Origin of the sequence: Reyranella humidisoli (assembly GCF_019039055.1) — a bacterium.
Taxonomy (GTDB): Bacteria; Pseudomonadota; Alphaproteobacteria; order Reyranellales; family Reyranellaceae; genus Reyranella; species Reyranella humidisoli.
Genome location: NZ_JAHOPB010000002.1, coordinates 988,472 through 1,013,614, shown reverse-complemented (window position 1 = coordinate 1,013,614; position 25,143 = coordinate 988,472). Strand labels below are relative to the sequence as shown.

At 66.9% G+C, this 25,143-nt stretch carries 21 protein-coding genes and 1 pseudogene; 8 read left to right on the top strand and 14 right to left on the bottom strand.

What is annotated here, in order from left to right; translation table 11 throughout:
* Window positions 1-4: 4 nt before the first annotated feature.
* The 4 genes from KQ910_RS23285 to KQ910_RS23270 are packed head-to-tail and all read left to right on the top strand — an operon-like array spanning window position 5 to window position 4,088.
* On the top strand, window positions 5-958 hold the full coding sequence (locus tag KQ910_RS23285; RefSeq protein WP_216965726.1) for a branched-chain amino acid ABC transporter permease: 954 nt from the start codon (window positions 5-7) through the stop codon (window positions 956-958).
* Entirely contained in the window at window positions 951-1,709 is a 759-nt protein-coding gene (locus KQ910_RS23280) for an ABC transporter ATP-binding protein (RefSeq protein ID WP_216965724.1), read from the top strand. Before KQ910_RS23285 ends, KQ910_RS23280 begins: the two co-directional genes overlap by 8 nt.
* 3 nt (window positions 1,710-1,712) lie before the next feature.
* Window positions 1,713-2,429, top strand: a complete 717-nt coding sequence (locus tag KQ910_RS23275) for an ABC transporter ATP-binding protein (RefSeq protein ID WP_216965721.1) — start codon at window positions 1,713-1,715, stop codon at window positions 2,427-2,429.
* A 42-nt stretch (window positions 2,430-2,471) separates the two neighbouring features.
* Complete coding sequence (locus KQ910_RS23270) at window positions 2,472-4,088, top strand: GMC family oxidoreductase (protein ID WP_216965719.1); 1,617 nt, start codon at window positions 2,472-2,474, stop codon at window positions 4,086-4,088.
* Window positions 4,089-4,173: 85 nt separating this feature from the next.
* Here KQ910_RS23270 and KQ910_RS23265 read toward each other — a convergent pair whose 3' ends face one another.
* From KQ910_RS23265 to KQ910_RS23220, 10 genes are all read right to left on the bottom strand, one after another.
* Complete coding sequence (locus tag KQ910_RS23265) at window positions 4,174-4,890, bottom strand: DUF7168 domain-containing protein (RefSeq protein WP_216965717.1); 717 nt, start codon at window positions 4,888-4,890, stop codon at window positions 4,174-4,176.
* On the bottom strand, window positions 4,887-5,126 hold the full coding sequence (locus KQ910_RS23260) for a hypothetical protein (RefSeq protein WP_216965715.1): 240 nt from the start codon (window positions 5,124-5,126) through the stop codon (window positions 4,887-4,889). The genes KQ910_RS23265 and KQ910_RS23260 overlap by 4 nt, the downstream gene beginning before the upstream one ends.
* A gap of 8 nt (window positions 5,127-5,134) precedes the next feature.
* Window positions 5,135-6,082, bottom strand: a complete 948-nt coding sequence (locus KQ910_RS23255; RefSeq protein ID WP_216965713.1) for a hypothetical protein — start codon at window positions 6,080-6,082, stop codon at window positions 5,135-5,137.
* A gap of 33 nt (window positions 6,083-6,115) precedes the next feature.
* Window positions 6,116-7,111, bottom strand: a complete 996-nt coding sequence (locus KQ910_RS23250; protein ID WP_216965711.1) for a Bug family tripartite tricarboxylate transporter substrate binding protein — start codon at window positions 7,109-7,111, stop codon at window positions 6,116-6,118.
* 118 nt (window positions 7,112-7,229) lie between these two features.
* On the bottom strand, window positions 7,230-8,387 hold the full coding sequence (locus KQ910_RS23245; RefSeq protein ID WP_216965709.1) for an MFS transporter: 1,158 nt from the start codon (window positions 8,385-8,387) through the stop codon (window positions 7,230-7,232).
* 77 nt (window positions 8,388-8,464) lie between these two features.
* A complete protein-coding gene (locus KQ910_RS23240) occupies window positions 8,465-9,769 on the bottom strand; it encodes an NtaA/DmoA family FMN-dependent monooxygenase (RefSeq protein ID WP_229600858.1) in 1,305 nt (434 codons plus the stop codon).
* Between the two features lie 55 nt (window positions 9,770-9,824).
* A complete protein-coding gene (locus tag KQ910_RS23235) occupies window positions 9,825-10,034 on the bottom strand; it encodes a hypothetical protein (protein WP_216965705.1) in 210 nt (69 codons plus the stop codon).
* Between the two features lie 13 nt (window positions 10,035-10,047).
* Window positions 10,048-11,170, bottom strand: a protein-coding gene (prfB, locus tag KQ910_RS23230) for a peptide chain release factor 2 (protein WP_216965703.1) whose coding sequence is annotated in 2 segments (ribosomal slippage) — window positions 10,048-11,100 and window positions 11,102-11,170 — 1,122 coding nt in all. Because the reading frame shifts where the segments join, the coding sequence is not laid out codon by codon here.
* A gap of 21 nt (window positions 11,171-11,191) precedes the next feature.
* The gene (locus KQ910_RS23225; RefSeq protein ID WP_216965701.1) at window positions 11,192-13,645 is read right to left on the bottom strand and encodes a penicillin-binding protein 1A; all 2,454 of its coding nucleotides are present in this window, start codon (window positions 13,643-13,645) and stop codon (window positions 11,192-11,194) included.
* A 55-nt stretch (window positions 13,646-13,700) separates the two neighbouring features.
* Window positions 13,701-14,534: an N-acetylmuramoyl-L-alanine amidase family protein gene (locus tag KQ910_RS23220; RefSeq protein ID WP_216965699.1), complete on the bottom strand. Its 834-nt coding sequence runs from the start codon at window positions 14,532-14,534 to the stop codon at window positions 13,701-13,703.
* A 479-nt stretch (window positions 14,535-15,013) separates the two neighbouring features.
* Between KQ910_RS23220 and KQ910_RS23215 the strand changes: the two genes are divergently transcribed.
* Window positions 15,014-17,905 carry an Rne/Rng family ribonuclease gene (locus tag KQ910_RS23215; protein ID WP_216965697.1) on the top strand — a complete coding sequence of 964 codons (2,892 nt, stop codon included), beginning with the start codon at window positions 15,014-15,016 and terminating at the stop codon, window positions 17,903-17,905.
* Window positions 17,906-17,919: 14 nt separating this feature from the next.
* A complete protein-coding gene (locus KQ910_RS23210; RefSeq protein WP_216965695.1) occupies window positions 17,920-18,879 on the top strand; it encodes a Bug family tripartite tricarboxylate transporter substrate binding protein in 960 nt (319 codons plus the stop codon).
* A gap of 15 nt (window positions 18,880-18,894) precedes the next feature.
* Here the strand turns inward: KQ910_RS23210 and KQ910_RS23205 are convergent.
* Window positions 18,895-19,890, bottom strand: a pseudogene (locus KQ910_RS23205) (aldo/keto reductase).
* A 150-nt stretch (window positions 19,891-20,040) separates the two neighbouring features.
* Here KQ910_RS23205 and KQ910_RS23195 point away from each other — a divergent pair.
* Window positions 20,041-21,381, top strand: a complete 1,341-nt coding sequence (locus KQ910_RS23195) for an FAD/NAD(P)-binding protein (RefSeq protein WP_216965689.1) — start codon at window positions 20,041-20,043, stop codon at window positions 21,379-21,381.
* Between the two features lie 92 nt (window positions 21,382-21,473).
* The gene (locus KQ910_RS23190; protein ID WP_229600857.1) at window positions 21,474-21,821 is read left to right on the top strand and encodes a winged helix-turn-helix domain-containing protein; all 348 of its coding nucleotides are present in this window, start codon (window positions 21,474-21,476) and stop codon (window positions 21,819-21,821) included.
* An 86-nt stretch (window positions 21,822-21,907) separates the two neighbouring features.
* On the opposite strand, the gene modA is transcribed toward KQ910_RS23190, so the two are convergent.
* From modA to KQ910_RS23175, 3 genes are all read right to left on the bottom strand, one after another.
* The gene (gene modA / locus KQ910_RS23185) at window positions 21,908-22,702 is read right to left on the bottom strand and encodes a molybdate ABC transporter substrate-binding protein (protein ID WP_216965686.1); all 795 of its coding nucleotides are present in this window, start codon (window positions 22,700-22,702) and stop codon (window positions 21,908-21,910) included.
* A gap of 157 nt (window positions 22,703-22,859) precedes the next feature.
* Window positions 22,860-23,915, bottom strand: a complete 1,056-nt coding sequence (locus tag KQ910_RS23180) for an acyl-CoA dehydrogenase family protein (protein WP_216965684.1) — start codon at window positions 23,913-23,915, stop codon at window positions 22,860-22,862.
* 12 nt (window positions 23,916-23,927) lie between these two features.
* On the bottom strand, window positions 23,928-25,112 hold the full coding sequence (locus KQ910_RS23175; RefSeq protein ID WP_439653334.1) for an acyl-CoA dehydrogenase family protein: 1,185 nt from the start codon (window positions 25,110-25,112) through the stop codon (window positions 23,928-23,930).
* Window positions 25,113-25,143 lie beyond the last annotated feature (31 nt).

The window sequence follows — 25,143 nt, the reverse complement described above, 5'->3', positions numbered from 1 at the left end:
GCGCATGAAGCCGCGCACCCTCCCCTGGCTCGCCCTTGGCCTCGTCGTCTGGGCCGCGCTGCCCTTCGTCGTGCCGCGCTACATGGCCGACCTGCTGGTCTTCACCGGCATCTATACGGTCGCCGGCCTCGGCATCGGCCTGCTGCTGGGTCATTGCGGCATCGTCAACCTGGCACAGGCCACCTTCTACGGGCTCGGCGCCTATGCCAGCGCCTATTGCACGGTCATGATGGGCCTGCCCAGCATCGTGGGTTTCATCGTCGGCGCCGTTATAAGCATGGCGCTGGCCTATGTCATCGGCCGTCCCATCCTGCGCCTCACCGGCTACTTCCTGGCGCTGGGCACGCTGGCCCTCAGCGCCATCGCGAGCGCCCTGTTCTTCGAATGGGACTGGCTGACCGGAGGTACCCTGGGCATCGGCGGCATTCCCAAGCTCGACCTGTTCGGCTTCCTGCTCGACCGACCCTCACGTTATTACTTCTTTGTCTGGATCGTGGCCTTCGCCTGCATGGCGGTGGCGCACAATCTCGTCGACAGCCGCACCGGCCTGATGCTGCGCGCCATGCGCGACTCAAGCACCGCGGCGGCAGCTCTCTCGATCGACCTCCAATCGCTGCGCACCCGGGTCTTCGTCGTTTGCGCCCTGTTCGGCAGCCTGGCCGGCAGCCTGTTCGCCCATCATGCCTCGTTCGTCAGCACGCAGAGCTTCACCGTCGACCGATCGATCAGCTTCCTGCTGATCCCGGTGATCGGCGGCGCGACCTCGATCCCCGGCATCGTCGTCGGCGCGCTGTTCGTGACCTTCCTGCCGGAACTTCTGAGCAAGCTGGGCGACATCCACCAGATCCTGTTCGGCCTCGCGCTCGTCGCCGTCGTCGTCCTGATGCCGGAGGGACTTGTCGGCGCGTTCGGCAAGCTGCGGACCCGTCTCGCCAAGCGGGGTAGCGGCAATGGCTGATCCCCTTCTCGCCCTCAAGGAGGTCGGCCATTCGTTCGGCGGCCTCTCAGTGCTGCGCTCCGTCACCTTCGACGTGCCAGAAGGCGGCATCATCGGTCTCATCGGCCCCAATGGCTCGGGCAAGACCACGCTGTTCAACATCGTGACCGGCTACATCCGCCCCCTCGCCGGCACCGTCACCTATCGCGGAGCCGCGCTCGGCCGCGACACGATCCAGCAGCGTGGCCTCAACGGCCTCGTCCGCACCTTCCAGACGCCGCAGGTCTTCGAGCAGATGACGGTGCTGGAGAACGTCATGGTCGGCTGCACCAAGCTCACGCGCACCACGATGCTTCAGGACCTGCTGCGCACGCCCGCCTCGCGCGGCCAGATGCGCGAGATCCGCGAACGCGCCGAGGCCGGCTGCGAGCGCTTCGGCCTCACGGCGTTGCGTGACCTGCCGGCCGCCAGCCTGACCGCCGGCCAGCGCCGCATTCTCGAGATCGCCCGCGCCGTGGTCGGCGAACCGCGCCTGCTGCTGCTCGACGAGCCCTCGTCGGGCCTCAACGTCCAGGAGATCGACGATCTGCGAGACTGGATCGTGCGGCTGAATGAGGAAGGCATCACCGTCCTGCTGGTGTCGCACGACATGGGCCTGATGACCGTGGCGCGCACCGTTCACACGCTCTATTTCGGCGAGATCATCGCCAGCGGCGACATGGCCGCCATCCAGCGCGACCCTCGGGTCCGCGAAGTCTATCTCGGGGTCTGAGCCGTGCTGGAAGTGACCTCCGTCTCCGCCGGCTACGGCGCCCTCACCGTCCTGCGCGACGTCTCGCTCAAGGTCGGCGACGGCGAGGCCGTGGCCTTGGTCGGTGCCAACGGCGCGGGCAAGACCACCCTCGTCCGCACCGTCTGCGGCCTGCTGCGCGCCCGCGGCGGCCGCATCGTCAAGAACGGCACCGACATCACGGCCACGCCGGCGCACAACCTCGCCCAGCATGGGCTGGCCGTCGTGCTGGAGAACCGTCGCCTGTTCGGCGAACTGTCGGTGCGCGAGAACCTGATCCTGGCCGAGACCGTCGGCCGCAAGGCGCGCGGCGCCGACATGCGCTTCTCGTGGGACGAGGTGACGGCCCTCTTTCCCGTCGTGAAGGAGCGTCTCGCCTCTCCGGTCGAGCTGTTGAGCGGCGGCCAGCAGCAAATGGTGGCGATCGCCCGCGCCCTGCTGCTGCAGCCCGACCTGCTGATCATGGACGAACCCTCGACCGGCCTCGCGCCCAAGGTCGTCAAGGACATCCTGCTGGTCATCAAGGCACTGCGCGAGCGCGGCATGGGGCTGCTGCTGATCGAGCAGAATGTCGGCATCGCCTCGGAAATAACCGACCGCGCCTACGTCATGTCGGTCGGCAGCATCGTCCACGAGATCGGCCCGGGCGAATGGCAGTCCTTCCTCACCGACGAACGGCTGGTGAAGGCCTATCTCGGCTGACGAGAGCGCGCTACGCTCCCGGAAACGAACGGGGGAAACGGCGTGCAAGGCGAAGCTTCGTACGATTTCATCGTGACCGGCGCGGGCTCCGCCGGTTGCGCCGTCGCCGGCCGGCTGAGCGAGGATGGCCGTTTCTCGGTGCTGCTGCTCGAAGCCGGGCCGCGCGACACCTATCCGTGGATCCATGTGCCGCTCGGCTATCACAAGACCTTCAATAACCCGAAGGTCAACTGGATGTTCGACAGCGAGCCGGAAGCCGAGCTCAACAACCGCATCATGTATCAGCCGCGCGGCAAGGTGCTGGGCGGCACCAGCTCGATCAACGGCATGGTTTATATGCGCGGTAACGCAGCGGATTACGACGAGTGGCGCCAGCGCGGCTGCGAAGGCTGGGACTATCAGTCCGTCCTTCCCTACTTCAAGCGCGCCGAGGATCAGGAGCGCGGCGCCGACGAATTCCACGGCACCGGCGGTCCACTCAAGGTCCAGGACCATCGCTGGCAGCCGACGCTCGCCCGCGCAATGCATGACGCCGCCGTGCAGGCCGGCATTCCGGTCAATCCAGATTTCAACGGTGCGACGCAGGACGGCGTCGGCTTCTACCAGACCACCATCAACCGGGCGCGCCGCTGGTCCTCCGCCCGCGCCTATCTCGGTCCCGCCAAAGGTCGCCGCAACCTGACGGTCGCCACTTCCGCGCATGCAACCCGGGTGCTGATCGAGAACGGCCACGCCACCGGCGTCGTGTATCGCACGCCGGGCGGCCTCGTGCGTGCCCGCGCAAACCGCGAGGTGATCGTCTCGGGGGGCGTCTATGGTTCGCCGCAGCTCCTCATGCTGTCGGGGCTCGGGCCGGCCGAACACCTGAAGCAGCACGGCATCGAGGTCGTGCGCGACATGCCGGGCGTCGGCAGTCACCTTCATGACCATTTCAACACCTACATCGCCTATCGCTGCAGCCAGCCCGTCACCATGAACGACCTGACGCTCAGCCTGCCGCGCCGGCTGATGGCGGCGGCGCAGTACGCGTTCGGCCGCACCGGGCCGCTGGCCAGCATGGGCCTGTTCGTCGGCGCGCTGGTGCGCAGCGACAGGCGGCTCGAGCGCCCCGACCTGCAGATCAACATGTTCGCCTGGGCGATCAAGGACCGGAACAAGTCGGGCATCGTCCCGCAGCCCTTCTCGGCGTTCGGGCTCAGCCCGGTGCATCTGACGCCTTCGGGACGCGGCACGGTGCGGCTGAAATCGGCCGATCCGCTCGCCGCACCGGAGATCAGGTTCAACTTCCTGAAGAACGCCTCCGACTTCGACGCCCTGCTGCACGGCATGCGGATCTGCCGGGAGATCGCGAGCCAGCCGGCGCTGAAGCCCTTCATCGTCGAGGAGATCCTGCCCGGCGCCGGGGTCACCAGCGACGCCGACCTCAAGGCCGACATCCGCGCCCGCGGCGTCTCGAACCTTCACCCCGTCGGCACCTGTCGCATGGGCCGTGAGGTCGACGCCGTGGTCGATCCGCAGCTCAGGGTCCACGGCATCGCAGGCCTGCGCGTGGCCGACGCCTCGATCATGCCCTCCATCGTCGCCGGCAACACCAATGCGCCAGCCATCATGATCGGCGAGAAGTGTGCCGACATGGTCCGCGCCGCTGCGGCAGGCTGAGAAGACGCAAAGGATCCCTCACTTCGTTCGGGATGACACTCTTCTTGTCATCCTGAGCGCAGCGAAGGGTCCTTGATTCAGCGCGTTACCGGCGGCGGATGCCGGGATTGAGGGCGACCGATTCGCCGGCCGCCCCACCAGCATCGTAGGCATCGGGCGAGATGAAGCGCCCTGGCCCCGCTTCCACGGTCCGTAGCTTCAATCCGAGCCTCTCGAGTTCGGTATCGACGACGGCGGCCTTGAGTACCATCAACCCGCGGCCGCTGCTCTGGAGCACCCCGTCGCGTTCCGCCTTCATCGTCACCAACCGGTCGGCGATGGACGCGCACATGCCGAGTGTGAAGGACGCATTCGCGAGGTGACGCTCCTGATGCATGAAGCGCTTGTACCCGGCCGAAACCTTGTAGCGGCCGAGTTCGGCACGGACCGCGCCGTCGATCAGCTCGGTCAGGTAGTGCGCGACTTCTACATCGGCAGGCAGGCCGAAGAAGACATAGCGCGCCTCGCCGGCCGCGTTCTTCTCGCGCCAGACGCGGCAATCGCAGAACGCCGCAATGGCGCCGATGCATTCGTCGATCGGGATGCGCTTCCTGAGATGGGTCTCGTAGACCCGCTCCTCGCACTGCGTCTCGCGGATCTCGACATCCGTGAGCGACAGCTCGTAGCGATCGAGCAGTTCAGCGACCTTGGCCGCCGCCGCCAGCGCCTCGCCCTCGGTGCAGCCGTTGTCGATAGTCTTGGCGCGCAGTGCCTGGATACGCGCCTTCAGCTTGTCGAAGGCCGAAGAGTCGCCGACCGTCACGGCTTCACGCGCTTCTTCCGGAAATGGCGATACAGCGCGAAGGCGACGCCGATCGCCAGGCCCGGCAGCGCCGAGGCGATGGCGATGGATGCTACCCCCATCTCACAGCCCCCCGAATCGCCCGGCGTGCCGCAGCGAGAATCGAGACTATAGGCGAGGACGAGAACCGTGATGCCGACGACAATGGGAGTCACGACGAAACCGAGCAGGCCGAAGCCCAAGATCCGCAAAGCCAAGCCCAGCATCAGTTGGCCGCCCGCCGCGTCGCTTCCTCGAAGCGCTTGCGGCGCATCTCGACCCTCGGATCGTCCATCTCCGGCAATGTCGGCTCGGGCACCCAGCCGTCGCGTCCGGGAACGTAGGCGCGATTCGTCTGCAGCGGGTTGCGGTTGACCAGGGGTCGCGCATGCAGCGGATGACGCAGGCTGCGGATCTCGTGCTCGATCTCGAACAGCGCCTTGCCGCTCGTGGGATCGGCGATCTGCTGGAAGCGATACTGGTGCTGGTTGCTTTCCTCAGTCAGCAGGCCGCGCTCGACCAGCCGCGCATGCGGGCCGGAGAAGTTCGCGACGTAGACCTGGATATGGTGCCCATCATAGGCCTCCGCCGCGGCATCTCCCTCGCGGAAGATCAGCTCCTGCCCGATCCCGACCGAAATATGCGCCGCGTCTCTCTCGACGCGCGCGCCCGTTGCGAAGACATCGCGATAGAAGGCGGCGATGCCGCTCGCCGTCCCACGCGGCGCGTCGAACTCGACATAGGCCATGCCCAGCCCCATGCCGTCGAAGCGCGACGATGGATCGTGACAGAGGATCCGGTTGCCCCACGGACAGGTCGTCTCGACATGGTCCTCGTGCTCCACGAAGGCAAAGCGCGTGTCGCCCAGCATGCCTTTCACGCGCCCGAGCCGCTGCAGCAGCGCCTCGCGGTCGGGGATCACGAGCCCGACCCGTCCGCGCAGGTGCTGGGCCTTGGCCATCGTCGGCAGGTGGAACTGGCTGCGCCCGACATTGACCCACATATTGTCGATGCTGGTCATCATGTAGGGATCGCGCGTGAGACCGAGCCCGCTCATGTAGAAGACCGTCGCCAGCCCCTGGTCGGCGATCCCGAGATTGACGTGCTCCAGCGCCACGATGTTGCCGAGGTCCTCGGCGCTGCGGTCGTACGTCCTAGTTTCCGGCTTGGTCATCTTCAACCCTCCTCAGCCGGCCCTAGTATAGTCTCAGACTTTGATGTCGGCCTTCCGGATGATCTCGCCGAACGACACGCGTTCGCGCTCGATCGTCGCCTGGAAGGTCTTCGTGTCCTGGAAGCTCGAATAGTTGCCGCTGGCCACGAGCCTTTCGTTCAGCGCCGGGTCCTTGACCGCCTCGCCGATCGCGGCGGCCATCCTGTCGATGGCCGCCTGCGGCGTACCCTTGGCGGCCACGATGCCGTACCAGGCATCGCCGCCGATCTTGCCCAGGCCCTGCTCCTTGAGGGTCGGCACGTCCGGCTTGCCTGGCCAACGCTTCTCCCCCAGCACGGCGAAGCACTTCAGGCGCCCGGCGGCGATGTGCGGGAGCGTGGTCGGATCGAACTGCACCTGAATCTGGCCCGCCAGTAGGTCGTTGGTCGCCGGCGCGCTGCCCTTGTAGGGCACATGCACCATCGTCACGCCGGCCTCGATGTTGAAGATCTCGCCGTAGAGCTGGGTGATGGTCGCAAGGCCCGCCGAGCCGAAGTTGATCTTCCCGGGGTTGGCCTTGGCGTAGGCGATGAACTCCTGCAGGTTATTGGCCGGCACCTGCGGGTTGATCCCCATGCCCATCCACGAGGTGGCCGTGCGCGCCACCGCCACGAGGTCCCTGGACGTATCGTAGGGCAGCGGCTGCAGGTGCTCGGTAATGCAGACCATCGCCGTGGTCGTGGTCAGGAAGGTGTAGCCGTCGGCCGGCGCGCTCTTGATGACGTGCTCTGCGCCGATCGCGCCGCTGGCGCCGGCCTTGTTGTCGAACAGGATGCTCTGTCCCAGAATCGATCCCGCGCGCTCCAGAACGATGCGTGTCGTGACGTCGGACGGGCCGCCCGGCGGATAGGGAATGACGACGCGGATCTGCTTGTTCGGCCAGTCGCCCTGCGCCGACACGATGGCCGGCGCCGCGACGAGGCCGGCAGCCGTGCCGCCGAGAAAATGACGCCGTCCGACCTTCGCCGGATTCTTCCTGCGGTTGTCCATGGTCGTCTGCCCTCCCAGGCACCTGTTTTGCCGGGAGGCTACACCAAGCGCCGGGAAAGACCAGTCGCGGCAGGCGGATGTCGGGTTACGGACTCTCCCGTCGAGAGCTTGGTCGCGCCTAACGCTGCCGGCTGACCCGCTGCCACAGGCCGAACAGGCCGACCCCGAGCGCCAGGGCCGCGCCGATCAGGAAGCCGCTGGCGTAGCCGCCTGTCAGCGACAGGGCCGCACTGAACAGCAGCGGCAGGACGAGTGCGCCGGCATCGCCGAACGCCAGCACGGCGCCCGTGGTCGCGCCGATGCGGCCGACCGGCGAAAGGCGCGCCACCTCGGCCAGCAGCACGCCGTGCCAGCTCACGCCGGTGACGCTCAACGCCGTGGCAATGAGGGCCGCGGCCCAGGTCGGCCACTCGGGAGCGATCGAGGCCGTAAGGACCGCGGCGGCGGCCATGCCGATCCCCAGGAGAGCCAGCAGCGTCGCGGGCGCCACGAAGCGTGAGGCAAGCCAGCCCCAGCCGATTCGCGCCGGCACCGCCACGACGATGGCGATGGCAAAGACCTGCCCGGCACGCTCGAGGTCGTAGCCCAGGCCGCGCACCAGGTAGAGCACGAAGAAGCCGGTGAAGAGCGACTGGAGGCCGACGAAGCTGAACATCGCGATGCACAGGATGCGCAGCGCAGGGTTGCGCAGCACACCCGAGACATTGGCACGGATGTCCGCGGGCGACAGAGGCTGGGCGGAATTGCGATCGGCATCGAAGCCCGCGCGCAGCGGCTGCAGGGCCAGCACAATGAGCACGCAGGAGAGCGCGATGACCAGCAGCGCCACGCGCCAGCCCGCTTCGACCACCAGTGCCGGCGCCACGACGCCCGCCAGCATCAGGCCGACCGGCACGCCGCACTGCTTGATCGAGAAGACCAGCGGCGCCAGGTTCCGAGGCGCGAGTCGCCCGAGCAGGTGCGAGCTGGAGGGCGTCGACACCGCCTGCCCCAGCCCGCCGATGAAGGCGCCGGCCGCAAAGAGCGGCAACCAGCCCGCAGTGGTGATGGCGAGGCCCAGGCCCAGCGCCAGCATGCCGACCTGTGTCATGCGCACCGCGCCATAGCGCAGGATGAAGCCGCCGCAGCCGATGGTCGTCAGGAAGGCCGCGACCGAGCCGATGGCGAGATAGACGCCGACCAGCGCGGCCTCGATGCCGAGATCGACCACGATGGCGGCAGCGATCAGCGGAACGGTCGAGCGTCCCAGCGTGGCGAAGGTCTGCTGAACCGTCATGGCGCCGAGCGCGACATAGAGAGGACTGGCGATGAGGCGGCTCCGGCTGTTCCTCGATCGAGAGTGGCCTGACAGGATCAGAATGCAAACAGATTGTCGCGAAAATGCGCGTGGGCGTACGCAGTGCGAACGAGGCCGCGCTTCTGCAGCGCCGGCACGAGTCCATCGGTAACGTCGGCGACGTAGCGACGACTGAGCGGCCCGTTGAACATGAAGCCGTCGCCGCCCACCTGCTCCATCGCCTCCTCCATCACGTCAGCGACACGTTCGACGGATCCGACGACGGCATCCTCGAATCCGAAACGGTAGTTCGCCGCGACTTCGCGCAAAGTCCGGCCCTGCGCCAGGAAACGCTTCAAGGTTCCCTGCTGGCCGTTGGTCGTGAGCTCTGCCAGCGGTGCATCGAGGTCGAAGGTCGAGAAGTCGATGTCCGTCAGGCTGCCCATCATCGCCAGCGATACTTCCGGCGCGGCCTCGCGCTGCGCCTGTCGACGCGCCGCGCGATCCTCGGCCTCCTCATTGGTCTCGCCGAGCGTCGGCGACACCACGAACAGCACCTTGCAGCTGTCGGGGTCTCTTCCCTCTGCCGCGACACGCTTGCGCATGTCGTCGCGGAACGCCTTCATCTCCGCGACCGTACCCAGCGCCGCGACCACGACGTCCATGTGCCGGGCGGCGAAGGCCTTGCCTTGCGGCGAACCACCCGCCTGCACCAGCACTGGCCGTCCCTGCGGCGGCTGAGCGGTGTTGAGCGGGCCGCGTGAGGAGAAGAACCGTCCCTTGAAGTCGATGGCCCGAACCTTCGCGGGATCGACGAAGATGCCCGTCTCCCGGTCGGCAACGACCGCGTCGGCATCCCAGGACGACCAGAGCTTCGTCACGAGGTCCACGAATTCGTCGGCCATCTCGTAGCGCAGATCGTGCTCGAGATGAGCATCGAGACCGAAGTTCTGCGCGGCCCGCTCGGCGGTCGAAGTTACGAAATTACAGCCGACCCGCCCCTTCGACATGAGGTCGAGCGTCGCGATCAGGCGCGCGAGCAGATAGGGCGGATAGAAGCTCGTGGAGATGGTGGGAACGATCCCGAGATGCTTCGTCGCTTGCGCGATCAGCGGGACGAGCGGCAGCGGATCGTTCTTCGGCGCGCGCAGGGCTCGTTCGAGATAAAAATCCATCGAGCCGCCGTAGTTGTCGGGGACGAACAGCGAGTCCTCGAGCAGCAGGCAGTCGAAGCAGGCGCGCTCCAGCGCCCCGGCCAGTTCGATGTGAAGATCGGGCTGCGCCCACTCGCGCGCATCGACACCCGACCAGGGCTGGTTCCAGCCGTGAACGCCGAAACTGTTGCCGAGGAACCAGCCGAGATGGAATTGCCGTACAGCCAAGTTGTGCCTCTCCGCCATTGACCCCGGCGGAGATGCAATCGACGGACCAGCTTGATCAGGACGCTTCGGGCTTTACCGTCATGTCGATGGTGCGCGCCTTGTGCGCGTAGAGGTCGATCTTCGCCCACATGCGCGCCAAGGCGACCTCGTCGGCCTCCTTCTCGGTGTCGAAGGGACCGTGCCAGGCGATCGTGTCCCGCACCGGCTTGTTCCAGTTGGCGCGGCGATCCTCGATCTCATACTCGGCTTCGAACACGAACCACATGGCAGCCCACTCCTTACGCGGCTTCCTTGTCCTTGCCCTCGCCCACGCGGGCGGCAAGCGAGGCGGCCATGAATTCGTCGAGGTCGCCGTCCAGCACCTTCTGCGGGTCCGAGCGCTCCACGTTGGTGCGCAGGTCCTTCACCATCTGGTAGGGCTGCAACACATAGGAGCGGATCTGGTGACCCCAGCCGATGTCGGTCTTGCTGGCCTCGGCCTCGAGACGCTCGGCCTCGCGCTTCTGCAGTTCGACCTCGTAGAGGCGCGCCTTCAGCATCTGGATCGCCTTGGCGCGATTCTGGTGCTGCGAGCGCTCCTGCTGCACGGCGACGGCAATGCCGGTCGGCAGATGGGTGATGCGCACCGCCGAGTCCGTCTTGTTGACGTGCTGCCCGCCCGCGCCCGAGGCGCGATAGGTATCGACACGCAGGTCCTTGTCGACGAGCTCGATCTCGATGTTGTCGTCGACCTCGGGATAGACCCAGACCGAGGCAAACGAAGTCTGGCGCCGCGCATTGCCGTCGAACGGCGAGATGCGCACCAGCCGGTGCACGCCGCTCTCGGTCTTCAGCCAGCCATAGGCATTGGGCCCCTCGACCTTGTAGGCGCAGGACTTGATGCCGGCCTCTTCACCGGCGCTCTCTTCCAGCCAGCTCACCTTGAAGCCGCGGCGCTCGGCCCAGCGCGTGTACATGCGCGCCAGCATCTCGGCCCAGTCCTGGGCCTCGGTGCCGCCGGCGCCGGCGTTGATCTCGATATAGGCGTTGTTGGCATCGGCCTCGCCCGACAGCAGCGTCTCGAGACGCGCCGCCCTGGTCTCCCCCGTGGCCTCGCGCAGCGCTTTCTCGCACTCGGCGATGGTGGCCTCGTCCTTCTCGGCCTCGGCCATCTCGATCAAACCGACATTGTCGTCGACCGCGGCGCGCAGGCGCTTGATCGCACCGATCGCCGCTTCGAGCTTGGTGCGCTCGCGCATCACCTTCTCGGCTTCCTTCGGGTCATTCCAAAGCGCCGGATCCTCGGCGCGCGCGTTCAGCTCATCGAGACGGACGACCGCACGGTCGTAGTCAAAGACGCCTCCTGAGGAGTTCGAGCGACTCCTCGATCTCGTTCACCATCGCTTGGGCTTCGGCGCGCATCACGAATCCGTTTCAAACTGACTAATAGGTCTCGCCGGTGCCCGAGAGACCCGGACGCCGGGGGCTGCCCGCCTGCTGCGGGCCCTGCGTGGGGTCTATAGCGGAATAAGGGGCCGATCCGTCAAGCGGTGTGACCATGTAGCCCTCCGATCCCGGCTCGGTGTTCGGCTTGAACACTTCGTCGATCGTGCCGCCCTCGTAGCTGAAACGGACCATGCGCAGGCCCGGTGGCACGCGGAACGGCGTCGGCGGCTTGCCCTTGAAGATCTCCTTGGCGATCGCTTCGTAGATCGGCACCGAGTTGCTGCCGCCGGTTTCCTGCGAACCCAGCGTGCGCGGCTCGTCGAAACCGATATAGACGCCGATGGTGATGTCGGGCGTGGAGCCCAGGAACCAGTTGTCGTGCGCGTCGTTCGTCGTGCCGGTCTTGCCCGCAATCGGACGGCCGAGCGCGCCCAAACGGCCGGCCGTGCCGCGGGTCGTCACGCCCTGCATCATGCTGACGACCTGGTAGACGGACGCGGGATCGTGGAACGGCTTGCGCGAATCGATCAGTTCAGGCGCGGCCGGCCTGGCGTTTCCCGCCGTCTCGCCGCAGCCGCGGCAGGTGCGAGGCTCGTGGCGATAGACCGTCTTGCCATTGCGGTCCTGCACGCGATCGACCAGCGACGGCGTGATCTCGAGGGCACCGTTGGCCAGCATCGCGTAGGCCATCGTCATGCGCAGCAGCGTCGTTTCGCCGGCGCCGAGCGCCATCGGCAGGTAGGCACCCATGCCGTCCGTGACACCGAATTCCTTGGCGACGTCGACGACGCGCTTCATGCCGATCTGCTGGGCCATGCGAACCGTCATCAGGTTGCGCGACAGTTCGAGACCGCGACGCACCGTGGTCGGTCCCAGCATGTCGCCGCCGTAGTTCTTCGGCGTCCACAGCGGCTGGCCGTGGCCCGGATCGTAGACGAACGGCGCATCGAGCACGATCGAGCCCGGCGTGAAGCCTGCGTCCATCGCCGCCAGATAGACGAACGGCTTGAAGGCGGAGCCCGGCTGTCGCGCGGCCTGGACGGCGCGGTTGAACTGACTGCGACCATAGGACCAGCCGCCCGACATCGCGAGAACGCGGCCGGTCTGGGTGTCCATCACCACCACGCCGCCCTCGACATTGGGCACCTGGCGCAAGGCGTAGGTCTTCGGCGGATAGGGCTTGGCATTGGCGCCGGCCGGCTTCTCGACCTTCTCCACGACAATGACGTCGCCCACGGCAACGACGTCGCGCGGGCCGCGCGGAGCGGCGCCCACCGTCTGGTTCTGCAGGGTCGGACGCGCCCAGCTCATCTCGGCGAAGGGCACAGTGCCCTCGCCGTCCGGTAGGCCGACGATCTGGATCGACTGCGCATCGACCTTGTTCACGACGGCAAGCTGCCACGTCGGCGGGCCGGCGAGCGGCCGGCGCTGGGCGATGCGGGCGAACTCTTCCTCCCAGACGCTCATGTCGGGAATCTTGGCGTAAGCGCCGCGCCAGCCGTGACGGCGGTCATAGGCGATCAGCCCGTCGCGCAACGCGTTGTCGGCGACGTTCTGGATCGCCGGATCGAGCGTCGTACTGACGGTCAGGCCGCCTTCGTAAAGCCCTTTCTCGCCATAGGCGGCCATCAGATTGCGGCGCACCTCCTCGGCGAAGAAGTCGGCCTGCGCCACTTCGGTGGTGCTGCGGCGGCGATACTGGAGCTTCTCGGCCCTGGCGGCCTGCGCTTCGGCGGCCGTGATGTAGCCGTCCTCCATCATGCGATGAAGCACATAGTCCCGCCGGGCGTAGGCTTCCTTTTCGTTACGCACGATGTTGTAGCGGTTCGGCGCCTTCGGCAGCGCCGCGAGGTAGGCGATTTCCGAGAGCGAGAGCTCATCCAGCGAACGGTCAAAATAGTTGAGCGCCGCCTGCGCTACGCCATAGTTGCCCGAGCCGAGATAGATCTCGTTCAGGTACAGTTCGAGGATGCGTTCCTTGGAGTAGGTCTCCTCGATCCGGAACGCGAGAATGGCCTCGCGGATCTTGCGCGAGAGTGTCGCCTGGTTGGTGAGCAGGAAGTTCTTCGCGACCTGCTGCGTCAGGCCGGACGCGCCCTCGGGGCGTTTGCCCGGGTTGGCGACATTGGCGACCATGGCGCGCACCACGCCGATGAAGTCGATGCCCGGATGGGTAAAGAATCGCTGGTCCTCGGCCGCGACGAAGGCCTCGAGTACGCGCTTGGGCATGGCAGCGACCGGAACGAATACGCGCTTCTCGCGGGCATACTCGGCCAGCAGCTTGCCGTCGGCGGCATAGAGCCGGGTCAGGGTCGCCGGCTGGTAGTCGGCCAGTTGCTTGTGATCGGGCAGCCCGTGACTGAAATGCCAGAAAAGGCCTGCGACGGTCCCGGTACCGACAATGAGGACGGCAGTGGCGAACGCCAGGCTGATCTTTATGAAGTTGAGCACGGTCACTTTCTACGCGGCACCCAAAGGGCCTTCAATGTCGCAGAATGCCTCGCACTTATGCCTTTCTTGTGGCGCCGAAATAGGCGTCCACGGACGCCCGCAGCGCCCGGGCAAGGGCCAACTGGTGCTGACGGACGGTCAGAAGCTTCTCGTCCTGCGAATTGGAGAGATAGCCCAATTCCACCAGCGCGGCCGGAATGTCGGGGGAGGTCAGCACGGCGAAGCCCGCCTGCCTGTGGGTGCGCGGCAACAGCCTTACGCCGTTGCGGGCGAAGGTGGCGACGACCGTGTCCGCAAGACGACGGGAGTCGTTCACAGTCCCCCGCTGGCTCATGGCCACGAGCGTCTGGGCCACATTGTCGGGCTGATCGGACAGCCTCATGCCTGAAACGACCATGCCGGCACGGTTTTCCCGAGCGGCCAATGCAGCCGCTTCGCGGTCCGTCGCCTCCTCCGACAATGTGTACACCGATGCACCCCGCACATCGTTGTCGCTGTGCGCATCCGCATGGAGCGAAAGGAAGAGATCGGCCTTGGCGGCCTGGGCGCGAGCGACACGTTCACGTAGCGCGACATAACTGTCCGTGTTCCGCGACAGCAGGACCCTGTAACGGTTGCCGGCCAGCAGTTCGCGTTGCAGGTCGCGCGCGATCGCCAGAACGACGCTCTTCTCCTGGGTCCCTCGGCCGCCCAGGGCGCCCGGATCGCGGCCGCCATGGCCGGGGTCGAGAAACACCAGTTTAGGCCGGGCCATCGGCACGGTCGGCGTCGGCTTCTTGACCGATTTCTGGCGCTTCGAGGGTGCCGCCAGGGCGCCCCCTGCCCCCATTCCAAGCACACTCACGCCGGCCAGAACGGCGAGCAAATGACGGCGGCGGAAATCGGACATGGCGAACGCCAAGGGTCAAAGAGGGATGAAATTTGTTTGAATATTATTAAACCAATATCAGAAAAGAGACTGTAATTCCAAATATTTTCAATGCCTTAAAAGATCAAATTCATGCGACACAATCTTTTGATTGTAGGCCCGTTCGCAACCCCGTATGTTGCGTTCCGCGAGCAGTCGCCGTCGTTCGTAGCGCGCCTTAGGGTCGCGCTCCGACGGCAGTTTCCGAGCCAGACTGGGCTCGCGCCTTTGCAGAAATGGGGGCGCGGCCGGTCTGCGGAGAGACTGTCAGGCAGGCGGTGGCTATCAGGAAACTCGAGGTTGGCAGGACCCAGTCGTGGTCCGGCGGCGTGAAGCTTCCCCGTCTTGGCCAGAGTTGGCCGTTCGGCGGGTCGATGACGCACCGCTCCCCTCGCACGACGGAGGCGACATGGCCGCCGGTCGCTCGCACCGGTAGGGATCGGACGCCTCGGAGCGAGCCCATGGCAAGGCGTATGCTCATCGATGCAAGTCACCCGGAAGAGACCCGGGTCGTTGTGGTCGATGGAACGAGACTTGAAGAATTCGACTTCGAAACCGCGAGCCGCAAGCCCCTGAAGGGCAACATCTATCTCGCGAAAGTCATCCGCATCGAACCGTCGCTGCAGGCGGCGTTCGTCGAGTATGGCGGCAACCGGCACGGCTTCCTGGCCTTTTCGGAAATCCACCCGGACTATTATCAAATCCCCGTCGCTGACCGCGAACGGCTGATCGCCGAACAGCATCGCCTGCACGCCGAGGCTGAAGAGGACGAGCCGCGCCGGCGCAATCGCGTCGACCGCACCGACATCGAAGAGGCCCGCGAAGCGGCCGCCTCGGAAGCGGTCCCCGCCCCCGACGCCCCGACCGACGCGGTTGCGGGCGAGCCTGGCCCCGAGGCGCCGGGCTTCGAGGCGGCGTCCGCCGAAACGGCCGTTACGGAAACCGTCGCGGTCGAGACGACCACCATCGAACCGGAATCGCAGGCCCAGCCCGCGGAAATTCCCGTCGAGCGCCTCGATGGACCGGTTCACGTCGAGCCTGCCCTCTCCGAAACGGCTGTAGAGACGGCCCCCGTCGAGACAGCGGAAGCCGCCCCGGCCTCCGAACCCGCAGCCGAAGGCGAGACCGTCGCGACCACGGAAGGCACCGATCAGCCCGTCGAAACGGACGGCGCGGTTTCGACCGATCCGGCCGAGGCGCCGCAGCCGGACGTCACGGTCGAGACGCTGGGCGGCGACGAGGTCGTGGAGGAACGCGAGACGCGCGAGCGTCGTCGCCGCAACCCGATCCGCCAGTACAAGATCCAGGAAGTCATCAAGCGCCGGCAGATCCTGCTGGTGCAGGTCGTCAAGGAAGAGCGCGGCAACAAGGGCGCGGCGCTCACCACCTACCTCTCGCTGGCCGGCCGCTACTGCGTGCTGATGCCCAACGCCGGTCGTGGCGGCGGCATCTCGCGCAAGATCTCCAACCCCGCCGACCGCAAGCGGATGAAGGAGATGCTGAGCGACCTCGACGTGCCGCAGGGCATGGGCGTGATCCTGCGCACTGCAGGGCTGGAACGCTCCAACATCGACATCAAGCGCGACTACGAATACCTGTCGCGGCTCTGGGATTCGATCCGCGAGATCACGATGCGCTCGACGGCGCCGGCGCTGATCTACGAGGAAGGCGATCTCATCAAGCGGTCGCTGCGGGACATCTACGACACCGACATCGCGCAGGTGCTCGTCGAGGGCGAGGCGGGCTTCCAGGGTGCCGCGGAGTTCATGCGCCAGCTGGTGCCGCACCAGGCGAACAAGGTCGAGCTCTACAAGGAGCCGATTCCCCTCTTCCACCGCTACCAGGTGGAGAACCAGTTCGACGCCATGCATTCGCCGACGGTGCAGCTCCGCTCCGGCGGCTACATCGTCATCAATCCGACCGAGGCGCTGGTCGCCATCGACGTCAACTCGGGCCGCTCCACCAAGGAGCGGAACATCGAGGAGACGGCGCTGCGCACCAACATCGAGGCGGCCGAGGAGATCGCCCGCCAGGTCCGCCTGCGCGACCTCGCCGGCCTGATCGTGATCGACTTCATCGACATGGAGGAGACGCGTCACCAGCGCCAGGTCGAGCACAAGGTGAAGGACTCGATGCGCACCGATCGCGCGCGCATCCAGATCGGACGCATCTCCGCGTTCGGCCTGCTCGAGATGTCGCGCCAGCGGCTGCGTCCCAGCCTGCTGGAGCACTCGACCGAGGTCTGCCCGCACTGCGCCGGCACCGGCCGCATCCGCTCGCTCGAATCCGCCTCGCTCCATGCGCTGCGCGCGATCGAGGAGGAAGGCGTGCGGCGCCGCGCCAGCGAGATCGCGGTCAGCGTTCCGCCGAACGTGGCACTCTACCTGCTCAACCAGAAGCGCCATTCGCTGTCGGAGATCGAGCAGCGCTACGGCTTCACGGTCATCGTCGAGGCCGACGAGGAACTCCACGCCGCCGATTGCGAGATCGAGCGCGTGCGGTCCCGTCGCGAGGACCATCGCAACGACAGCCGGCCGGCGCCCGAACTGGCGCGCGCCAGCTATGAGGAAGCATCCGGCGACGAGGCTTCGTCCGACGAGGGCGAGACCGTCGAGGCCCGCGAGGTTGACGAGCGCGGCGAAGAGGGTGGCGCGGACGAGGAAGGTGCCGAGGGTCGCGGCCGTCGCCGTCGCCGTCGTCGCCGTCGTGGTGGGCGCCGCGAGGACGGCGAAGGCTCCGACCAGCCACAGGCTGCCGGCGAGGCCAGCGAGGGCGGAGAGTCACGCCTCAACGGTGCGGCCGAGGAAGATGCCGAGGGCGATGCGCCCGAAGGTGAACCCGATAGCGCCCGCGCCGACGATGACGGCGCCGAGGGCGATCGTCCGGAAGGCGAGTCCAACGGCGACGATCGCAACGGCCGCCGTCGACGCGGTCGCCGCGGTGGCCGCCGCCGCCGTCGCGAGAACGGCGAAGGCGAGCCGCTGCAGGGAGTAGGCCAGGCAGCGGACGGTCATGCCAACGAAGACCAAGCCGGCTCCCAAGGCGAGGAACGCGCCGAGAACGGTCATGACACGAGTGAGCCGAATAGCGCTCACGAGCCGCCGGCCTCGCCGCCGACGCCGCTGGAAGCCATGCCGGTCGAGCACATGCCGGTGGAACGCGCGCCCTTCGATCCCGGTGAGCCGGTGAACGTTGAAGCCGCTCCGCCGCCCCCGCCCCCGGCCCCACCGGTGGTCGCGTCGGCGCCGCAGCCGATCGTGATCCCGGAACCGGAGCCCGCTCCTGCGCCGCCGCCGGTCCCCGTGATCGACGCGCCGCCGGAGAAGCCCAAGCGCGGCTGGTGGCGGCGCTAGGCAGGACTCGCAGCATGCGCCGCCGTTCCCTGATCGTCGGTGCTGCTGCGCTGCCCTTCGGCAGCGCAGCGAAGGCGGATACTTTTCCGAACGGCCCGTTCCGCATCATCGTGCCGTTCGGTCCGGGCTCGGCGACCGACCAGAGCGCCCGTAACGTCGCCGAGGGCTTGAACAAGGTCTTCGGTGTTCCGGCCGTCGTCGAGAACAAGCCGGGGGCCAATGGCGCCATTGCCGCCGAAGTCGCCGCCAAGGCGAAGCCCGACGGCCAGACCATCTTCGTCTGCTCCAACACCGCCGCGGCGTCGAATGTCGCGATGATGAAGTCCCTGCCCTACGACCCGCTCAAGGACTTCGAACCGGTGACGATCATCGGCCGCGCGCCGGTGTTCATGATCGTGAACCCGAAGGTCGAGGCGAAGACGGCGGGCGAGTTCGTCGCGCTGTGCAAGCGCCAGCCGGGCAAGATAAACTTCGGCTCGGGCAGTGCCTCGACGCGCATCTCGGGCGAACTGCTCAAGGCCAAGGCCGGCATCGACATGATGCACGTGCCCTACAAGAGCACACCCGCAGCACTGCAGGACACGATGGCCGGCCACGTGCAGATGTGCTTCGCCGATCCGGTCACCAGCCTGCCGCAGGTCAAGGCCGGGACGGTGCGTTGCCTCGGTGTCGGCAGCCGCGGCCGCTATCCGCTCACACCCGACATCCCGACGCTGATCGAACAGGGCATTCCCGACTTCGAGCTGATGACCTGGACCGGCATCCTGATGCCGAGCGGCGTGCCGCAGCCGGTCATGGCGAAGCTGCGCGAGGCCATGCTCAAGGCCATCACCGATCCGGCCTATGTCGAACGACAGGCCCAGGGCGGCTCGGAAATCGCGCCGTGCACGCCCGAGGAGATGCGGCGCATCATGGTCGCCGAGATCGCGCTCTACCGCGAGATGATGAAAGTTGCCGGCATCGAGCCGGAGTAGCCTGGCCCGCCGATATCAACGCTCGGCATCGACGGCGCGCCATTCGTGCGTGAGCTGGTCGAGTATGGCCTTGAGGTCCTTGGGCAGCGGCCCCTGCTCGGCCGCGGCGAAACTGTCGGCAAGCTGCTCGGGCTTGGACGCGCCGATGATAGGCGTGGTGATCGCCGGATTGGAAAGCGTCCAGCGCATCGCCAGGACGGCCATGCTCATGCCCGCCTCGGCCGCGACGCCACGGATCGCCTCGATGGTCTCGAACTCGCGCCGGTGCCAGTAACGCTCCTGGTAGCGGGCGCCTGCGGTGCCGAGCTGGAAGCGTGAGCCTTGCGGCGGGGGCGCCTCGCCATTGTACTTGCCCGTAAGAAGACCGCCGGCCAGAGGATTGTAGGGGATCACCGCGATCCCTTCCTCCTCGCACAACGGCAGCAGGTCGCGTTCGTAGCTGCGGAACAATAAATTGTAGCGCGGCTGCACCGAATCGATGCGGACGGTGTTCTTCACCTCGGCGCGGCCGATCCCGCGCGCCACTTTGTGCGCCGGCCAGTTGGAGACGCCGACGTAGCGCGCCTTGCCCTGCCGCACGACCGTGTCGAGCGCATCCATCGTCTCGTCGAGCGGTGTCCCCGGATCGTGGCGATGAAGTTGATAGAGGTCGACATAGTCGGTGCCGAGCCGCCTCAGCGACGCCTCGATCGCCTCCAGCACATGCTTGCGCGACGTGCCCTGCTCCCAGGGATGCCGCCCCATGACGCCGCCGCACTTGGTCGCCACGATGTAGTGGTGACGCTTGCCCTTCAGTCAGTTGCCGACGATCTGCTCGGTGCGGCCCACCGTGTCGCGCATGCCGCCCAGCGGATAGACGTTGGCCGTGTCGAGGAAGTCGATGTCGCCGGCTGCGGCGGCGTCGAGGATGTCGTTGCTCTGCACGGCGTCGCATTGCAGACCGAAGGTCATCGTGCCGAGGCAGAGCTTCGAGACGCTAAGGCCGGTTCGGCCAAACTTCGTGTGCTGCATGATCCCTCCTCGACCACCCTTCATGACCGACGTGCCAGGCATGGTAACGGGGCCAGGTGCTGCTGGGCCAGATCGCCTTGACGCAGCAGCGCCGAGGCGCCGCACTTCGATGGCTGGCATCGGCAGCACCGCATCTGCCATACTTCGGAAATGCAGCATTCCGAACCGTCATCTTCGCCTGTCGACATCGCAATCGTCGGCGGCGGCGCCAGCGGCGTGCTGCTTGCCGCCCAGCTCGTCCGTAGGAGCCGGCTGCGCGTCGCACTCATCGAGCGTGGCCCGCATTTGGGACTGGGCGTCGCCTACTCGACCCACTGCCTGCATCATCTTCTCAATGTCCGTGCCAGCGACATGACGGCCCTGGCCGACGAGCCGGACCATTTCGTGCAATGGCTGGCGCGTGGCGACCGCGGCTATGGCCGCGCCGATTTCGTTCCCCGCGCAATCTACGGCCGCTACCTGCAGGACCTGCTCGCCGAGTCGGTCAAGCGCTCCGACGGTCGCCTTCGGGTGGTAGCCGGCGACGTCGTCGCGATCCGCGACCGGCAGGACGGCGTCGAGCTCGATGTCGAAGGTCAGTCCCCGCTCCGCGCCCGCAAGGCCGTGCTGGCGACCGGCCACCGCCCTCCTTCGACGGATTCCGGCGCCTATCACGGCAATCCCTGGCGAGACGAGGCGATCGCCGGACTCGCGCCCGAAGGATCGATCCTGCTGATCGGCACCAGCCTGACGATGATCGACGTGCTGCTCTCGCTGCTGGAACAGGGCCACAAAGGCCCGATCGTCGCCTTGTCCCGCCGCGGACTGGTGCCGCATCGCCATCCAAGCGCGCCGATCCCCACGCCCGAAGCCGATACGAGCGACCTCTTCACCGGCAGCCTGTCGCAGCGGACCAACCGTTTCCGCGCCAGGCTGCGCGCCGCCCTCGACTGGCCGGGCCTGATGCAACTCCTGCGACCGCACAACAACGAGCTCTGGCATGCGCTCGATCTCGATCAGCGGAAGCGCTTCCTGCGTCATCTGCGACCATGGTGGGACATCCATCGTCATCGCGTCGCCCCGCAGATCGGCGAGCAGATCGATGCCGCCAAGGCGCGTGGACAGCTTTCGATCGTCTCCGGCCGCGTCGAGATCGGACAGACGACGGACGACAAGGTCGAGGTCACGATCGTCCGGCGCGGTTCAGATGTCCGTGAGACGCGCAGCTTCGATCGCGTGGTCGACTGCCGCGGTCCGCGCAACGAGGTCGACGTGCAGGTGCCCCTTCATGCGCAGCTGGTGAAGGACGGCAAGCTGCGACCCGATCCGCTCAACCAGGGCCTCGACGTCGCTGTCGACGAAGCCCTGATCGGACGGGACGGCGCACCATCGGACCGCCTCTACGTCCTCGGCCCTCCCACGCGCGGCCGTTACACTGAAATCGTGGCGATACCGGATATCCGGCTGCAGGCAGCGGACGTCGCCAATGGGCTGATCGCTGCGCTGCGGTAGCCACCTGGCCTTGCGCGCGGCGGCGCCGCATACTCTCCGGCATGGGACGCAGACCAGCCAAGACAGCGGCCAGGCGGTCTGACAAGACCTCCTTGCACCTCCGGATCGATTTCGGCGGCGAACGCTCGATCGGGCCGGGCAAGGTCCGATTGCTCGAACTGATCAACGAGACCGGCTCGATCTCGGCCGCCGGCCGGGCGCTCGCCATGTCCTACCGCCAGGCCTGGCTGCTCGTCGACGAGATGAACCAGATGTTCCGGGATCCGGTGGTGGCTGCGCAGACCGGCGGCGGCGGCGGCGGCGGTGCATCGGTGACCGAGACCGGCAACGACATCGTGCGCCTCTATCGCGAGATGGAGCGCCGCGCCTATGGCGTCTCCTCGCCGGAAATCCGCGCGCTGGCCCGCCTGCTCACGCCGCCGGCCGTCAAACCGCTCTAGGAACCCGCGAAGCCTGTTCGAGACCCGCCTCCTCCATCTTCTTTGTATCCCATCGAATACAGCGAATTGTCGGAGTCGACCCTGCACTATTTCAATACGGTGAAGCCCTGCTTCTCGAAGAACGGCCTGGCGGCCGGCGTCTTCAGGTAGTCAGCGAACGCCTGCGCGTCCGGGTTGGTCGACGTCGACAGCAGCGCCATCGGGTAGATGATCGCCGGGTGCGAGTCGGCCGGGAAGGCGCCGACGATGCGCACGGACGGATCGGAGGCGGCATCGGTCTTGTAGACGATGCCGAGCGGCGCCTCGCCGCGCGAGACCAAGGTCAGCGCCATGCGGACGTTCTCCGCCTGCGCCACGCGGTCGGCGACCGAAGGCCACACGCCGAGATATTCCAGCGCCGCCTTGCCGTACTTGCCGGCCGGCACCGCCTCGACGCTGCCCATCGCGAGGCGGCCGTCATTGCCCAGCGCGCCACGCAGGTTGAAGCCCTTGTCGATCCTGAGATCGGTCTTCGAATCCTTGCTCGCGATCAGGACGATCTGATTGCCGAGATAGTCCGAGCGGCTGGCCGGCTTGATGAGCTTGCGCTCGGCGACATAGTCCATCCACGGCACGTCGGCCGAGATGAAGATATCGGCCGGAATGCCGCCCTCGATCTGCCTGGCCAGCGCCGAGCTCGATGCATAAGAGACCCTGGTCGTCTTGCCGGTTTTCCTGGCCCAGTCGGCCGAGGCCTCGTCCAGCGCGTTCTTGAGGCTGGCGGCGGCGAGGATGACGACATCCTTGCCCTGCGCGAACGCCTGCCGCGCGATCCCGCCCGACGTCACAAGGAAGGCGGCAACGCCGAATGCCGACACGAATGACCGGCGGGTGCCCGGCATGCGATCTCCTTTTTCGAGGCTTCGGTATATCTCACTGAATATAACGAAGGTCCAACGCAATAGCAAAACGGCGACGTTGGACGTCGCCGCTGCATTGGAATGGAGATATGCGGGCCCCCTCGCGACCGGTTCGGACGCGAGAGGCGCGGTAGGCCTTTTACGCGGCGTAGCGGCTCGCCGCGAGCGCCGGCCACAGCTCGTCCTTGCCGGCCCTGGCGAAGGACTGGCCGATCTTCTCGCCCCAGAAACTCTCGCTGCCGAAGTCGCGGCGCCACACCCAGAGCCTGCGCGTGTAGTGATGAAGGATGTGCTCGTGGGTGAAGCCCATCGCGCCCATCGACTGGTGCGAGATGGCGGCGATGCGGTGCGCGAAGTCGGAGCACTGGGTCTTGGCCGCAGCGATCGAGAAGCTGCCGCCGTCGACGAGGCCGCCCTCGTCGGCATCGCGCGAGGCAGCTTCGGCCGCGGCGATGGTCGCGGCCACGCAGCTCGCGAGTTCCGCCAGCATGTGCTGGACCGCCTGGAAGGTCGAGATCGGCCGACCGAACTGGACGCGCTGCTTGCAGTATTCGGTGGCCGTCACCAGCACCTTGTCGGCCGCACCCGCCATCTGCATCGAACGGGCGAGGGCCGCGAGTTCGAACGCACGGTCGGCACTGATCGTGGAGGCCGCCGAGAACTCCGGCGCGGCGCCATCGAACGATACCGAACCATAGGGCTCGCCGGCATGGCTCGGCGAGTCCTCGATCGTCGCGGCGTCGCGCCGGACCACGACCAGCGTGGACTTGCCGCCCGCCGTCACGATCGAGACGAAGCGTTCGGCGACGCCGGCGAACGGCACCCGCGCGACCTTGCCGCTCACGCGCCCGCCCTGGAAGGACAGGTCTCCCAGCGCGAGCGTCGAGGGGCCCGTTGCGGGCTTGCCGCCGGCGGCGGCCACGAGGAGGTTGGCCAGCGCCGTCTCCGCGACCGGCACGGGCACGGCATGCTCGCCGGCCACGCGCAGCAGCGCCATCAGGTCGGCCAGCGTGCCGCCCACGCCTTCCAGTTCTTCTGGCACGGCAATCAGCGGCAGGCCCATTTCCTCGATCTCCTTCCAGAGATCGGCAGGCCAAACGCCCTTCTCGACGCCGTTGACGACGTCCTTGGCCGAACGCTCGGCGAAGAAGCGGGTCGCCGTCTCCAGCAGCATGTCACGGGTATCGCGGTCCATGATCGTCCTCCTTCAGCGCAGACCGAGGCCGCGGGCGACGATGCCGCGCAGGACCTGGGTGGTGCCGCCCTGGATGGTGTAGCTCGGCGCCATCATCGACGCGTATTGAGCGACATCGAGGAAGTCGGCGAGATCGTCCTCGGTGGTTGCGTCGGATTCGGCCAGCGTACGCGCGATCTCCGGCAGGTCCTGCTGGTAGATCGTGCCGAGATCCTTCACCAGCGACGCCTCGATGGCCGGCGACTTGCCGCCCTGCATCATGCCGGCGACGGCCGTCGACATCTGGCGCAGGGTCCACAGCCGCGCGATCAGGCGGCCGAGGATGGCGCTGGCGCGCTTGGCCGGCTGGCGGCCGAGCACGCGCACAAGCTCGCGCAACACGTAGACGTTCTGCATGAAGCGCTCGGGGCCGGAGCGCTCGAAAGCCAGCTCGCTCGTGACCTGGAGCCATCCGTCGCCCTCGTTGCCGATCAGGCAATCCTCGGGGATGAACGCGTCGGAGAAGGTCACCTCGTTCCAGTCGTGACGACCGGCGAGGTTGATGATCGGGCGGATAGTCACGCCCGGGGTCTTGAGATCGACCAGGAGCTGGCTCAGCCCCTTGTGACGGTCGCCATGCTGTCCCGACGTGCGGACCAGCGTGATGCAGTAGTGGTTGCGGTGCGCGCCGGAGGTCCAGACCTTGGTGCCGTTCACGCGAAAGCCGCCGGGCACCGGCTCGGCGCGTGTGCGGACCGAGGCCAGGTCCGATCCTGAATCCGGCTCGGACATGCCGATGCTGAAATAGCATTCGCCCCGTACGATCCGCGGCAGGATCGCCTGGCGCTGCTGTTCGGTGCCGAACTTGAGGAGCAGCGGACCGGACTGGCGGTCGGCTACCCAGTGGGAGCCGGCGGGCGCGCTGTTGCCGAGCAGTTCCTCGGTCACGACAAGCCGGTCGAGGAAGGTCCGCTCGGCGCCGCCATACTGCTTGGGCCAGGTGATGCCGAGCCAACCCTTGGCGCCCAGCGCCCTGCTGAACTCGGGCGACGCCGTGTTCCAGCTTGCGAACCGGTCCTCGGTCTTGATCTTGGGCAGCGTTTCCTTGAGGAACGCGCGGACTTCCTCGCGCAAGGCCTCGGCCTCGGCGGGCAGATGAAACGGCGGAAACTCGAGCTTGGGGATGGACATCATGATCTCGATGGTTGGATGCCTCATCTGTGTCGGCTAATCCTGTAACGCGCAACCC